Below are 13,125 nucleotides of genomic sequence, written 5' to 3'. Positions count from 1 at the left end.
TGGGCGGAATGAAATGCCTTCTCGGTGGGGCAAGGAACGCAGCCTCGGTCAACCCGGCGTAATCCCACATCTCCACGAGCTGACGCGCCTTCTTCGGACCGACACCGCGCGCCACAGCTTCGCTCCGCGCTAGGAGCGAGGCTGGCGACCGGTCGCCTCGGCCAACTCGGTTTCGGCGCGATCCTGGGTGACTGCGCGGGCATCGACGAGCCGGCCCAGGACGGTTTCCTGTCGCCGCGCGTGCATGCGGACGAGGTGATCGGCGTCGGCCATCGCGTCGATCGCGGTCAGTCGCTGACCGACACGATGCCTGCGCTGCGGCGCGGCGTCATCGTCGAAACTCAAGGAGACCAGGAGACCGCCAGCGTGGGTGCCCACGACGGCTTGGTACGGAGCCAACTGCTCGCAGAGCGCGTCGAGGAACCCCTCCTCGACATGGTCGCCATCGTAAATCAGGTTCATGTTCCAGGCCGTCACGCGTGCGGCTCCTTCCGGCTGCCGGCGCGTCCCGGCTCCCGACAAACCCGTTACCACCGTCCGATGCTCCACAGTACGCCCACGGGAAGAGCGACCTTCCTCCATGCGTGGGCGACGTCTCCCTGGTCGACGTGCCCATGTCGGCCATCGAGCGTCCTCCCGACGCGCTCGCGCGGTGGCCCGCGGTGCGCGTTGCGGTAACCCTGCACCCGCAGGGCTCAAGGCCGACGGGCCGACCGCATTGCGGCCGGCAACGGCCAACTGTTCCTGGGACGCTGTGCGCACCTTCGGGGTGAAACCAACCCTCACCCTCGTCGAGGAGACACACCGTGCCGATCGTCGCCCGAACGGCGGGTAGCCGTCGCTTCATGGCCGTGATCGCTGTGGTCGCCTTCGTGACCGCGGTTCTCATCGTGCTTTATCGCCTGGGCGACGAGCCCGACACCAGTCGAGCCGACGAGCTCCCGTCGTCGCTCAATCCGTACGCGCAAGATCCGCCCGATGGCGGTCTACCGTCGATTCGCGCGACCAACGACGCCATCCCCTACGCCCGCGCCATCAGCGAGGCACTGTTCAACTGGGACACGACCTCCGGTCTCTATCCTCGCGACTACGCCGCGGTCGTGCTGGCCGAGGCTGCACCGGACGCCGAGGAGGCCCGGGATCTGGCGACCGATGTTGCCGGATACCTGCCGGCCGACGACGTTTGGGAGCAGCTGAGGCAGTACCAGACCAAGCAGCGTATCGAGGTCTACAGCGCGCGGGTCGCGTCAGGCTGGTCCAGCGTCGTCGAGGAGTCGCACGGCCAGGTCCCCGACGGCACCACGGCCGTCACCATCCGTGCGTTCCGCTACCGCGACAGCGTGCACAACGACGAGCAGGCCACCGTTCGCGAGAAGGTGACCTTCACGGTCTTCCTCGCATGTCCGCCGCGCGTCGAGGAATGGTGCCGCCTGCTGCGCTTCTCTGAGCTCAACGATCCGCTCTGACCGCTGGGTGCCGCACCCCTCGACGAGGCTCGAACATCTGTTCTACTCTGAATGATGTGCTCCTCGTCCAATGCGGAATGGATCGCTGCTCCGGCATCAGACTCGTCAGCCGCCTCGACCCCGTCGAGACTGCCGCGCGTATCTGCGACCATTTGGAAGGCCACTACCTCACCGGCAACGCCCTGGTCGACCGCTTGGTGACTCTGCGCATCGGTCGTGACCACACCGGCAACGAGCTGGTGCGCGCGATCGACCGACCGCTGATCGCTGAAGCCAAGGGCGGGGAACGGCACGCGATGCGTCCGGGCCCCGTGTCGCTCGACGGCAGAGGGCCCGCCCTGTGTTCGGACTCCAACACCGTCCGCATCGTGGCCGTGCCGGTGTTCGGCGGCCCGGTGCGAGCGACCGCGAAGCGCGAGCCGGGCACCCTGCAGCCCGACTGCAAGACCTGCCGCCGGCGACTCAGGTGACCCTCGCGACGCATTCTCGCAGGCTCCGAGGCCGCAACTGTGGGCGCGTTCTCCCCCCTCGCAAACACCGCGACCCATCGTCGTCCTGACTCCCGACCGCGGCGACGTTTATCGGCATGGGTTGACTGCCGCGCACGAGCTCGGCTAGCTGGTCCTGCGTGGCGACGGCGCGACCGGTGGCCCCACCAGCAGGAAAGGGATGCCGAGGAGTCGGCTGAATGTCGCGGCCAGACGTCATGAGATCACCCGATGACGGCGTCGAAGGCGCGCCCGCAGCAGCGGGAGAAGGAACGTTGCCCCGATGAGAGTGAGGCTCACCAAGGATGCATACCGATCGACGAGCAGGACCACGTCGATGGCGTTCTGACCAAGCTGGTAGCCGAGCCCGGCAACGAGGCCCGTCACTACCAAGACGCTGACGAGGTCGAGGGCCAAGAACGTGATCAGCCGCATCCCAGCCATCCCTGCGATGGCGTAGACGATCGGCGTGGGAACGCCGGGCAGGACGGCGACGACCACGGCGATACGAACGATCCAAGGGTTCAGCTTGGTGCTGCGTTCCACATACCGTCGCGCTCGCTCGCGGGTGGTGAACATCTGGATGATGCCCTCTCCCCACTGCCGACCGGCCCACCAGGTCAGCCAGTCGAACTTCGCCATCCCGACCGCGCCAGCGATGACCACGAGCCAGAGCGGGGCTTCGCCGATGCGGGCGAAGGCAGCGCCGGCGCCGATGGCGAGTAGGTCACCTGTGAGCACCTCCAGCATCACCGGATGGGAAGCCAGCAGGAACGGCTTGATGGGTCTCACCGCAAGCCCGAACACCAGTACTGCGACGAACGCGGCCATCAAAACAACGTCGGTGCGCGTGGCCCGTCCCCGCCAAGGCCGATACCGCTCGGGCCACGGCGTGCTCGTCCAGGTGCTCAGCTTGGGGCGCCTCGAGGGCACTTCCTTATTCGGCGAAGCGTCTCCGGTCGCGGTGGCGCGTGCGGCCCCAACATGGCGTGTCGGATCAGCGTCGCCCTCCGCAGATTGGTTCTGCATCCCTGCGGTGACCTTCCCGTCGTGCTCGCTGCCATCAACGCGGGAACCGAACCCCCGGCTCGCACGCTCCGCTTCCATGGCGCTGGAGGGTGTGCGCATGAGCGATCTCTCCCATCACCTAACTCGGACTCCGTAGTACGAGTTAGTGTCGACAACCACCCTGCTGCACGAGGAATTCCCAGCGGCCCGGCCCGATTGGGCCTGAAACGCGAGGCGCTCCGCCCATGATCCGCCAGCCCTCCGGCGGGCGCTGGTGGGTGTTGCTGTTGAGTTGGTAGCCCGCACTGATCGCGGGATAGCGAGTTCTCAGATCGGCGGCCAGGTAGGGATCACACTTGAGGGTCACGCTTCCGGGCGAAGCGCCCAGCGCCACCAGCGCGAACATCCGCCCGCCCACCTTGACCACGGCGACCTCGTCGCCAACGGGTAGCCCTCAACTGATCCCGGCTTGCCAGGTTGCTGGCTGAACATGCGCACCTGTCTCCCGTTGCTGACGGAGACGGGAGGCGAAGCATGGGCACCGAATCAGGGGGCCGGCGTCGGCTGGCCGGTGTTGTCGTGGCGGCGGCGGTCGTGGTCGTGCTGGTGGTCGGCGTCGCCATCTTCGGGCTGGCGCGTGGCCCGGGAGGCGGCACCGAGTCGAGCCCATCCGAGACCGGATCGCCGTCATGGTCGACGGCGCCGCGGCCGCAGCCCGAGCAACTGGCGGACACCGCCGACTCGGAAGTGTTCGCCCGGCAGGTTGCGCGAGCGCTGTTCACGTGGGACACCACCAGCGGCGCGGCGCCTATCGACTATGCGCAGGTGCTGGTCGAGGCAGGCGACCCCACCGGGACGGAGACCGCCGGGCTGGCATCGGATGTTCGTTCCTATCTGCCCGCGCCAGACGTCTGGGCCCAGTTGAGCCGGTACCGGACGCGTCAGTGGTTGGTCATCGACACGCTCGAGGTACCGGATGCGTGGGCCGATGCGCAGGAACAGGCAGCACCGGGACAGCTGCTCGCCGGCACCACGGCCTACACAGCGACCGGGACGCGCCATCGCGCCGGAACCTGGGACGGTGAGCGAGTCGAGGCCGAGCAGGCGGTCTCGTTCACGCTGTTCGTCACGTGCCGGCCGTCCTTCGAGTACTGCCGACTGTTGCGGCTGTCCGAGCTGAACAACCCGCTGCATTAGGGCGGGTCGTCGTGGTGCGGAAGGTCGCTCTCGGAATGCTGATGGCCGGGCTGGCATTCGGGCCAGCAATGGCGCTGCTGGGCAGCGCGGTACTGAATCCAACGGCGACCGGCGCCTGCCTGCCCAGCGGCGGGCTCACAGTCGGGGCTATCCCGGACACGCTGACCGCCACCACCAGCGACGGGCACCAGGTCACCCTGGACCGGACCCAGCTCACGCATGCGGCGACCATCATGACCGTCGGCGCCCGCGTCGACGGCGTCGGGCGTGGCGGTGTCGTGATCGCGTTGATGGCAGCGCTGACCGAGTCTCGGCTACGGATGCTCGCCAACACCACCGCCTATCCCGAATCCGGCGACTATCCCAATGACGGCGACGGCTCGGACAACGACAGCCTGGGCCTGTTCCAGATGCGGCCTACCGCTGGGTGGGGCACTGTCGCCGATCTCATGAGCTCCGAGTACCAGGCTGCAGCGTTCTTCGGCGGGCCTACCGGCCCCAACTACCCCTCCCCGCCCGGTCTGCTGGACATCCCTGCTTGGCAGGAAATGGACCCCGGCGAGGCCGCCCAGGCCGTCGAGGTATCCGCCTACCCCGACCGATACCGGGCCTACCAGCCGGTCGCCGAAACCATCGTCGCCACGCTCGCCGCCAGCGAGCCCCCAGCGCCGGAGAGCGGGCGGGTGGTGTTTCCCCTCCCCGCCGGGACCTGGATCAAGACCAGCGATTTCGGGCCACGTGTCCACCCCATCACCGGCGAGGTCTCCTTCCACACCGGCACCGACTACGCCGCTCCCGCCGCCACCCCGATCCTCGCCGTCGCCGACGGCCGCGTTGTGTCGACCGGCACGACGCCCGTCTACGGCGGGCTCATCGTCATCGAGCACACCATCGACGGCCGGCCCGTGGCCACCGCTTACGCTCACGTCTGGCCCGACGACATCCACGTCTCCCCCGGCCAGCTCGTGACCGCTGGACAGCACATCGCCGACGTCGGTTCGGCCGGCCAGTCCACCGGGCCGCACCTTCATCTCGAGGTGCGGCCCGATGGCCCGGATCAGCCGCCGGTCGACCCGGTGCCCTGGCTCACCGGGCACCGCCCCGACGACCTCGACAGCCCCGACGAGATAGCCGGAGGCACTTGCACGCCTGGCGGGGGGCTCCCGCTGACGCTCCACCCGCGCAGCACGACGGGCCGGCTCACCGTCGACCGGCCCTCGACCGGGGGCAAGGCCGGGCGATGAGCCACCGCTCAATCGACGTGGTCCCCGATTTCGGCGGCGTCGCCGCCACCGAAGACATCGAACAGATCGTCGGCGCCCTGTTGACCATCACCCTCATCACCTCGGTGCTCACGCTCGTCATCAGCGCCACCATCTGGGCCATCGCCATCGCGCACGGCAACCACCACGCTGCTGCTCGCGCTCGCACCGGCGCCCTCGTCGCCCTCGCCGCGTCCGCGCTCGCCGGAGCCGCCGCGGCATGGACCATGTGGTTGATTGACCTCGGCTCCGGTCTCTGAATCAGATCCACGCGAAGTCCGCTGACCGTCGCTGCCTAGGCGCGCCAGCTCGGTTCACCATTTCCGCAGCGAGGTGCGCGGTCGGGCGGGTCCTGCAGCGCTCGATGAGGCGCGTCGTCCCTCGGGGCTCAGGGGAGCATTGCGATGTCCCATGACTCCAGTGTTTTGACTGTGCGCGCTGCTATTGCAGCAACCCGATCGGGACCGCCATGCCCAGGAACAGCATGAGCTGATAGGCGCTGTTGATCACAGTGAGCCGACCGGGCTTCTGCTCGAAGCCGTTGTGCTGCGCCAGGGTCGACAGCGAGAAGCCGAGCCACGCCACGAGTCCGACCGCCAGGGCGACCCAGAAGGAGTCGGTGCCGAAGAAGCCGGACGCGATGGAGCTGGCGGCTGCGAGAGCCAGTGCGGTGACGACGATCGACGCCACCAGGACCACGAACGGACCCTTGCCGCCTCTCGCAGAGTCCTCCTTGGTCACCCCGGTCAGCCTCCGCCAGACGCCGCCGACCAGCCCCAGTCGCTGTACCAGACCCAGGCGATCGCCATTCCGATCACGATCGCGGCCGCGACGGCCAGCAAGCTGATGCTCAGCTCCACGAAACCTCCTCTGCTCGAGACACTCTCCATCACACTTGATATAATCAAGCGTGATGGAGAATATCAACCGGAAGGCCAAGGGTCCGCGCTCCTACGGGCAGTTCTGCGCCCTCGCGCGCTCTCTGGACGTCGTCGGTGACCGGTGGACGCTGCTCATCGTGCGCGAGCTGCTGCCGGGTCCGATGCGCTACACCGAGCTGAAGACCTCGCTCCAGGGCATCGCGACGAACCTCCTGTCCGAGCGGCTGAAGACCATGGAGGCGAACGGGATCGTCGAGCGTCGTCTCGAGGACGCGGGCGTCGTCTACGCCCTCACGCCGTGGGGAGCGGGGCTGCGAGAGCCGATGGAGGCGCTCGGCCGGTGGGGCGCGCCGCTGCTGGCGACCGGCCAGGGCGACGACGCGTTCCAGCCGCGCTGGCTGGCCCTGGCGCTGCCCGCTCTGCTCCGGGGCGCGACCGCTTCTCCTCCCGTCGAGCTCGGCATCGCGACGGACGGCTTCCTCATGGCCCTGAGGGTCGACGAAGACGGTCCGAGCGCATTCGTGCCCGAACGCGATCCGGCCTCAGTGTTCACTGCCACTCCCGACGTGGTCGTCGCTCTCGCCGCTGGAGCGATCAGCATCGAGCAGGCCCTCGCCGCGGGCGAGTTCCGGGGCGACTCGAACGTCCTCCGAACCGCGTTCGTCCCTGTTCGTGCGAATGTGACTCCGCTGACCAACGGCGACTGACGGCCACGGAGAAGCGCCGGCTGCCGCGGGTGCAAGCGCCCTTGCCCTCGGCTGATGTGGCCACATCCGGCACCCCGCTGCCGCCCACGCGACCACGAACCAGCGACCGATACCGAGCCACACACTCCCGACCAACATCGAGCATCCCGCAAGTCAACCAACGTCAACACGTCCTGACCAGCAACACGTAGAGGCTCAGCGCGCCGACCCGCGGGTCCCGGTGTCGGGAGCGGCGGCGCACCAGATCGGTGTGAGCCAACCACTGCTTCTGGACTTCGCGGCACCCGTACTGCGCCCACTCGACGGACGAATCACCCTGACGACGGCGCCGGTGTGGATGCCGATGGACATCAGCATCGATCCGAACACGACGGGGCTGCCTGGGATCGAGCAGCTGCGCACGATCGTGGGCGCGGGAATGACGATCGGGCTGATCCTTTCCGTGCTGGCGCTGATCGTGTCGGCCGTGGTGTGGGGGTTCGGGTCGAACTCGGCGAACCCCCATCTGGCCGGGCGCGGGAAGGTCGGCGTGGTGGTGGCGTGCGGCGCGGCGATCATCTGCGGCGCCAGCGTCACCCTCATCAACTTCTTCTGGGACGTAGGCCAGGCCGTATGACCTCGCCCCCAACACCAGCCCCGGTCGAGACCGGACCCGATGCGCGGGCCGGGGTGTGCGACGTCCCGGTGATCTCGACGGTGTGCGACACCGTCGGCGAGGGCGCGGCATCGCTGGTGACCGCGCCGTTCGAGTGGCTGGCCACCGCGATGGGACAGGCCGCCGGGACCTTGGTCGAAGCCGTGTGGTCGGTGATCGACACGACCACGCTCGTCGACGTGCGCTCGCCGGGGTACCTGGCCGTCTACAACCTGCTGTTCGGACTGGCGGTGCTGCTGACACTGGTGTTCTTCTGCTTCCAGGTCATCACCGGCCTGATGCGGCGCGATCCGACCGCGTTGTCCCGCGCCGCGCTCGGGGTGGCGAAGGCCGTGCTCGGCGGGTTCCTCGCGGTGACGCTGACCGGGCTGCTGCTCGAGATCACCGATCAGTTGGCCGTCGGGATCGTGCAGGCCGCAGGCACCTCGATGGCCGAGTTGGGCGAGCGGGTCGTGCTGCTGACCGCCGCGCTGGCCACCGTCGATGCGACCGCAGCTGGGATGAGCGTGGTCATCGTGATCGTGCTGTCCGGGCTGGCCATCGTCGCCGCCGTCGCCGTGTGGTTCTCCCTGCTCATCCGCAAGGCTCTGCTGCTGGTCGCCATCGTGTTCGCGCCGGTCGCGCTGGCCGGATCGTCATGGGACGCCACCCGCGGATGGCTGGCCCGCTGGGCCACGTTCGTGGTCGCGCTGATCGTGTCCAAGCTCGTCTTGGTCGTGATCTTCCTGGTCGCCGTGACCCAGGTGAACTCACCCATCGACGGCGACCTGGCGTCGATCTCCGACCCGATCACCGGGGTCGCGCTACTGATGCTGGCAGCGTTCGCGCCCTACCTGAGCTACAAGATGATCTCGTTCGCCGGGGTCGACGCGCATCAGGCCACCGCCAGCGAACAGGAAGCGAAGGGGGCCATCCTCCCGCGCCCGGCGATGATGGCTGGGCTGGGTGGCCGTACGACTGCAGCCATCCTGGGAGGCCGCCTGGGCTCCGGCGGCACGCCGGGTCGTGCTGCCGCGGCGGGTGCGCAACCGAGCGGTCAGGCGTCGGCAAGCGGTCCAGCCTCTACGGCCGCACGTCCGGGGATCATCGCCGCTGGACCTGAGCCGGCGAGTGCTGACCAGGCCTCGCCAGCGAAGGATGAGGTCGGGCAGGCGGGCAGCGACCGTGCCACCGGATCGGAGGCCGGCGGCGGGCGACGGCCCGGTCCGGCCGCTTCGCCGGCAGGCACCACAGGCGTCTCAGGCGAGCCGCATGGTGCGGGCGCAGGAGATGCCACGGACGATCCTGGCCGGGCGCCGGGACCTGCGGGCTGGTACCCCGCGGGCCGGGATCCTGGGAAGGCGCCGGGGCCGGCCGGCTGGCACCCGGCGGCGAAAGCCGGGGCCGAGCCAGCAGCGCCCAGCGCGGCCACAACGACTTCGGGGAGCCGTGAGGGGGCCTCGAGGAGGCCGAAGGTGCCCACGCCGGGACCACCGGCAGGGCGTGACCCCGCGCCTCCAGTGCTACCCGACTCAGCGGTCGAGAGCGAGGACTCGCGGTGACCGTTCAGCCACCTGAGAGTGGCGACGCACCGGCGGCCGTGGCGTTCTCCCGGCTATCGCGCCGCGGTGTCCTTTTGGGCCTGTCGCTGCCGCGGCTGCTCGCCGTCGCGGTGAGTGTGGCGACGATGGTGACCGCGCTCTATCTGGGCGGTGGCACACTGCTTGCCCTCGCGGCACCCGGCTGGGTGGGCGGTGTCGTGCTGGCGTGGGTGCCGGTGAGCGGGCGTCCACTCGTCGAGTGGATCCCCATCGCTGCGCGCTGGTGTTGGCGCGCCAGTGCGGGGCAGCTGGTCTACCGGCGGCGCATCGTCGCGCTCCGCCCGGCCGGGACGCTCGCCTTGCCCGGCGACGCGGCAAGTCTGCGCGAGTACGTCGACCCCACCACGGGAACGGCGATGATCCACGACCCGCATGCGCGCACCCTGACCGCCGTTTGCCAGATCGAGCACTCTTCGTTCATGCTGCTCGACTCTGCCGAGCAGCAACGACGGGTGAACGCCTGGGGACGGGTGCTTGCGACCTGCTGCCGATCCGGGCGACTGGCCGTGCTGCAGGTCTCCGAACGGGCCCTGCCCGATAGCGGAAGCGGGCTGGCCGATTGGTGGCGGCAGCGAGGCACCGACGACGACTCCTGGGCCGCAGCCACGTACCGCGATCTCATCGCCCGCGCCGGTCCTGCAGGCGAGCGCCATGCCACCACGATCTCCATCGCGCTGGACCTCACCGCCGCCGCTCGTCAGGTTCGCGCCGCCGGCGGCGGCCTGCGCGGCGCGGCCGCCGTCCTGCGCCAGGAGATGACCACCCTCACGGCGGCGCTGCGTACGGCCGACCTCACCCCCACCGGATGGCTCGACCCAGGCCAGATCGCCGTCGTCCTCCGCTCGGCCTACGATCCCGCCGTCGCCGCCGCGCTCGACCGCCACGGCGAGCTCGGTCGAGACCTGGCCACCGCCGGACCCGTCGCGGTCACCGAGACCTGGGATCGCCTCCGCAGCGACACCGGGCACCACGCGGTGCTCTGGATCAGTGAGTGGCCACGATCAGCGGTCTACCCCGGCTTCCTAGCACCTCTCCTGCTCACGAGCGGCACGCGCCGCACCCTGTCCGTGCTCTACACTCCCGTGCGCATCGACCAGGCTGCCCGCGACCTGCGCCGTCGTCGCACCGAACACCTCTCCGACGCCGCTCAACGTGCCCGCCTCGGGCAGATCGACGACCCCGTGCACACGGCTGAGTACCAGGACATCCTCCAGCAAGAAGCCGACCTCACTGCCGGCCACGGCATCCTTCGCTACACAGGGCTCATCGCCGTCACGAACACCACCGCCGACCAACTCGACACCGCCATCGCCGACATCGAGCAAGCCGCCGTCCAAGCCAACTGCGAAACCCGGCTTCTGTCCGGACAGCAGGCCCAAGCCTTCGCCGCAGCGGCACTTCCACTGTGTCGGCAGTTGTAGCGCGGCGCCCAACGCTCGGCCGCCACGGCCACAACCGTTGAACGGTCTTGTTCGTAGGCGAAGCCAGGTCGCCGAATTCAGTCAGCTCTCGTGAGGGCATTCAGAATCTGCGCATCCAAGGATTCCGGAGTCCAAGGCGTGCCGGTGAGCAGCCTGTTTACCAACAGCAGGCGAAGGAGCATAGCTCCAACGTCTTGCGCCGGATGACTGTATTCACCCACCTGGATCTCCGATCGCTTGCTGGCTCGACCGTGCACGATCGCAGACCGATGCTCGTACACCTTCTTGATTAGGCGGTAGATCTCAGCGGGCTTGTAGCCGTCCGAAGAAAGGACTGCCGCGGCGCGTTGCGCCATTCGATGAGTCAGCTCATCCCGATCCCTATTGCCAAGCATCAATGCTTCAATGCCGATCGTTGCATCGAGGGTCTTGTCCTCATCGTCGGTTCTGAGGACCGCACGGATCATTCGTCGCGCGGCAAGTCCAACGTTTGGAGGAGCGTCGGACAAGCCTGCAAACAGGCGTGGCACAAGTTCGATCTCAGCCTTGGGCACGAGAACTTTCTCGCGATTCCAACCACCGTTGTCGAAGTCATCCGGATACCTGTGATACTGGCCAATTTCCCAGACCGCCGGCAGATCATGCATCCAATCATCCGCCCAATCGAACGGCCGCATGATTGCCTGCGCGTATCCCGTATCGCGCTGGCTGGCGATGTGGAGGCATTGGATGACCCTGTCGACCTGGGTCAGATCAATCTCAGGTGTACGAAACCTGCGATTGAATAGATTCCTGTTATGGATCTTGAAATCCTCTTGGACGATGGCATGGGTGGCTGCCGCGATCACAAACGCCGAGATCCGCTCGCTGTACAGAGTCGAAGCAGCGCGAGCTCGCTGCATGTCCTCGTCTAACGGCTCAATCCACAAGCCGTCGGCTAGTTTGAGGGACTGGTCAAGGTCGAGTGCCGTCAAAGCGATCGGAACCAGGAGATCGCCTTTGAGCTCTTCTGCAAATCGTGCCTTCTCCAGCAGCAGATAGATCGCCAGCAGGTCGTCATCACTGCTTGCGCCGACGGCCTCTGACCGAGCGATGATGTCGCCGATAAAACGGACGTACTCGAACTCGATCTGATCGCGCCTGCGCTGCGATCCTGGCTCGCCGCGTGACAGCAGGCTGATGCTCTGCTCGAATCGTTGATCCCCCATAGCGATCTCAACCACACGTTTCGCGGCAGATTCCAGCTCGGGAACCTCGCAGATCGGTATGGGAGCCGACCCGCCGCCGAGACTGGAGCTGAACATATTGTCCCACTGCACGGGCGCGTCACTCGCAGCGAAGAAGGAATCGGCCCTCGTGGTCGTCGACCAGCCCACAGCGTTCGACTCGAACTTGGTGACGTTTCTCCGCGGCGTGTACTTGTCGGATTCAATGTGTAAGAGTCCCCGAGCACGCGCTGCACGTACTGCCGGTAGCGTCACGGCCCAGAGCTCTGGTTGCATTGGCTGCTTCACGCGGACATTCTGCCCGTTCGGGCTCGTCTGCGGCAGTACAGCCGCCCATCTAAAAGGCGCGGCGTCCGGAGAGATAGGCACACCTGGTCCTCGACAGATAGCGGGCGACGTCGAGGAGCGCTGGGAGATGCCGACTTTCGAGGATCCGGTTGCGGACGCGTTCGAGGCTCGCGAGGCGCTGCGGGGCCTGGCGTACGCGACCCGGAACGCACCGGACAGGATCGCTGCCTACCAGGTCCTTGAGTCGCTGCAATGGGCGACCTCGGCTCTGCAAACCTCGCTCGAGCAGCTCTCCGACGCCTACCGGGGCTATGTCGGTACAACGACGCTCGTGGGCGGGGATGCGGTCGCCGGAGCGGCCGAGTCGCGCAAGATCGCCAACCGGCTTCGTAAGGCTGCGCGGCACGCTCGGCACGTCGCGGCGGAGGTGACCGAGGCGTGGGACCTGGATGGCCACACCGACTACACCGCTGCGCCGCCGGCGGGGAGGACGGCGTGGCAATTGCCGGCGCCGCCGCCTCCTCCTCCCCCATCGGAACAGCCGTCGGCGCGGCCGGCCCGTGGCCCCCGGTCTCGGCCTGGCCCGGCGGACAACGGCGGGCTCGACCTGTGAGCCGGCAGCCGAGCGGCCGTGACGAGGACGGTCGGGTGCATGCGGCGGTGCTCGTCGATCCGGACGGGCAGCCGCGGCGGGTCCGAGTGGCGCGGCGTAAGGCCGTCGTGGCGCGGACAGCCCAGGAAGCACGGGCACGCCGCGACGCCGAGCAGGCTCGGCTTGATGCGCTGCGCGCGGAGCGGGCGACGCCGGTGCTACCGCGCTCCGGTGAGCCAGGGTCAGCAGCGCTCCGGACGCCGGGGCGGCTCCGGCTGCCGCGACATCAGGACACGTCGGCGACATTGGCCGGCGCGTACCCGTTTCTGGCCGAGGGCGGGTTGGGGTCGGAGG

General features: G+C 68.2%; 14 protein-coding genes and 2 pseudogenes. 11 read left to right on the top strand and 5 right to left on the bottom strand.

Going from position 1 to position 13,125, the window contains the following annotated elements:
* Positions 1-129: 129 nt before the first annotated feature.
* A complete protein-coding gene (locus C1I92_RS02290; protein ID WP_111253046.1) occupies positions 130-477 on the bottom strand; it encodes a hypothetical protein in 348 nt (115 codons plus the stop codon).
* Between the two features lie 329 nt (positions 478-806).
* On the opposite strand from C1I92_RS02290, the gene C1I92_RS02285 reads away from it, so the two are divergent.
* Positions 807-1,466, top strand: a complete 660-nt coding sequence (locus tag C1I92_RS02285; protein ID WP_146604987.1) for a hypothetical protein — start codon at positions 807-809, stop codon at positions 1,464-1,466.
* A 56-nt stretch (positions 1,467-1,522) separates the two neighbouring features.
* Positions 1,523-1,936: a hypothetical protein gene (locus C1I92_RS02280; RefSeq protein WP_146604986.1), complete on the top strand. Its 414-nt coding sequence runs from the start codon at positions 1,523-1,525 to the stop codon at positions 1,934-1,936.
* Between the two features lie 234 nt (positions 1,937-2,170).
* Here the strand turns inward: C1I92_RS02280 and C1I92_RS02275 are convergent, their stop codons facing one another.
* A complete protein-coding gene (locus C1I92_RS02275) occupies positions 2,171-2,785 on the bottom strand; it encodes a DedA family protein (protein ID WP_158563923.1) in 615 nt (204 codons plus the stop codon).
* A 340-nt stretch (positions 2,786-3,125) separates the two neighbouring features.
* Positions 3,126-3,395, bottom strand: a pseudogene (locus C1I92_RS02270) (MmcQ/YjbR family DNA-binding protein); the annotation flags it as partial.
* 146 nt (positions 3,396-3,541) lie between these two features.
* On the opposite strand from C1I92_RS02270, the gene C1I92_RS02265 reads away from it, so the two are divergent.
* From C1I92_RS02265 to C1I92_RS02255, 3 genes are read left to right on the top strand one after another with little or no spacing between them, the layout of a single operon-like run.
* On the top strand, positions 3,542-4,159 hold the full coding sequence (locus C1I92_RS02265; RefSeq protein ID WP_199520875.1) for a hypothetical protein: 618 nt from the start codon (positions 3,542-3,544) through the stop codon (positions 4,157-4,159).
* A gap of 35 nt (positions 4,160-4,194) precedes the next feature.
* Entirely contained in the window at positions 4,195-5,403 is a 1,209-nt protein-coding gene (locus C1I92_RS02260) for a M23 family metallopeptidase (protein ID WP_199520874.1), read from the top strand.
* Complete coding sequence (locus tag C1I92_RS02255) at positions 5,400-5,681, top strand: DUF6112 family protein (RefSeq protein WP_233506827.1); 282 nt, start codon at positions 5,400-5,402, stop codon at positions 5,679-5,681. The genes C1I92_RS02260 and C1I92_RS02255 overlap by 4 nt, the downstream gene beginning before the upstream one ends.
* Positions 5,682-5,862: 181 nt before the next feature.
* On the opposite strand, the gene C1I92_RS02250 is transcribed toward C1I92_RS02255, so the two are convergent.
* A complete protein-coding gene (locus C1I92_RS02250; RefSeq protein ID WP_199520873.1) occupies positions 5,863-6,162 on the bottom strand; it encodes a DUF1761 domain-containing protein in 300 nt (99 codons plus the stop codon).
* A 172-nt stretch (positions 6,163-6,334) separates the two neighbouring features.
* Between C1I92_RS02250 and C1I92_RS02245 the strand changes: the two genes are divergently transcribed.
* The 4 genes from C1I92_RS02245 to C1I92_RS02230 all read left to right on the top strand — a co-directional run bounded on the left by C1I92_RS02245 (position 6,335) and on the right by C1I92_RS02230 (position 10,665).
* The gene (locus C1I92_RS02245; protein ID WP_111253040.1) at positions 6,335-7,009 is read left to right on the top strand and encodes a winged helix-turn-helix transcriptional regulator; all 675 of its coding nucleotides are present in this window, start codon (positions 6,335-6,337) and stop codon (positions 7,007-7,009) included.
* A gap of 337 nt (positions 7,010-7,346) precedes the next feature.
* A complete protein-coding gene (locus C1I92_RS02240) occupies positions 7,347-7,625 on the top strand; it encodes a DUF6112 family protein (RefSeq protein ID WP_111253156.1) in 279 nt (92 codons plus the stop codon).
* On the top strand, positions 7,622-9,205 hold the full coding sequence (locus C1I92_RS02235) for a conjugal transfer protein TrbL (protein WP_111253039.1): 1,584 nt from the start codon (positions 7,622-7,624) through the stop codon (positions 9,203-9,205). The genes C1I92_RS02240 and C1I92_RS02235 overlap by 4 nt, the downstream gene beginning before the upstream one ends.
* Positions 9,202-10,665, top strand: a complete 1,464-nt coding sequence (locus C1I92_RS02230; RefSeq protein WP_111253038.1) for an SCO6880 family protein — start codon at positions 9,202-9,204, stop codon at positions 10,663-10,665. Before C1I92_RS02235 ends, C1I92_RS02230 begins: the two co-directional genes overlap by 4 nt.
* 77 nt (positions 10,666-10,742) lie before the next feature.
* On the opposite strand, the gene C1I92_RS02225 is transcribed toward C1I92_RS02230, so the two are convergent.
* Positions 10,743-12,179, bottom strand: coding sequence for a HEPN domain-containing protein (locus C1I92_RS02225; RefSeq protein WP_146604985.1), 1,437 nt, complete (start codon positions 12,177-12,179; stop codon positions 10,743-10,745).
* A 127-nt stretch (positions 12,180-12,306) separates the two neighbouring features.
* Here C1I92_RS02225 and C1I92_RS02220 point away from each other — a divergent pair, with 127 nt between their 5' ends.
* Entirely contained in the window at positions 12,307-12,792 is a 486-nt protein-coding gene (locus C1I92_RS02220; protein ID WP_111253036.1) for a hypothetical protein, read from the top strand.
* Positions 12,793-12,827: 35 nt separating this feature from the next.
* A pseudogene (locus C1I92_RS34715) lies at positions 12,828-13,125 on the top strand (ATP-binding protein); the annotation flags it as partial.

It is taken from the genome of Jiangella anatolica (genome assembly GCF_003236295.1).
In the GTDB taxonomy this organism is placed as follows: domain Bacteria; phylum Actinomycetota; class Actinomycetes; order Jiangellales; family Jiangellaceae; genus Jiangella; species Jiangella anatolica.
The sequence above is the reverse complement of the archived record's forward strand: the minus strand, read 5'-3'. Positions and strand labels throughout refer to the sequence as shown.

Excerpts from the sequence above, each read along its gene's own strand:
- C1I92_RS02275 (WP_158563923.1), bottom strand. The coding sequence starts at position 2,785 with ATGGCCGCGTTCGTCGCAGTACTGGTGTTCGGGCTTGCGGTGAGACCC.
- C1I92_RS02260 (WP_199520874.1), top strand. The coding sequence starts at position 4,195 with ATGCTGATGGCCGGGCTGGCATTCGGGCCAGCAATGGCGCTGCTGGGC.
- C1I92_RS02235 (WP_111253039.1), top strand. The coding sequence starts at position 7,622 with ATGACCTCGCCCCCAACACCAGCCCCGGTCGAGACCGGACCCGATGCG.
- C1I92_RS02240 (WP_111253156.1), top strand. The coding sequence starts at position 7,347 with ATGCCGATGGACATCAGCATCGATCCGAACACGACGGGGCTGCCTGGG.
- C1I92_RS02220 (WP_111253036.1), top strand. The coding sequence starts at position 12,307 with ATGCCGACTTTCGAGGATCCGGTTGCGGACGCGTTCGAGGCTCGCGAG.
- C1I92_RS02255 (WP_233506827.1), top strand. The coding sequence starts at position 5,400 with ATGAGCCACCGCTCAATCGACGTGGTCCCCGATTTCGGCGGCGTCGCC.
- C1I92_RS02245 (WP_111253040.1), top strand. The coding sequence starts at position 6,335 with ATGGAGAATATCAACCGGAAGGCCAAGGGTCCGCGCTCCTACGGGCAG.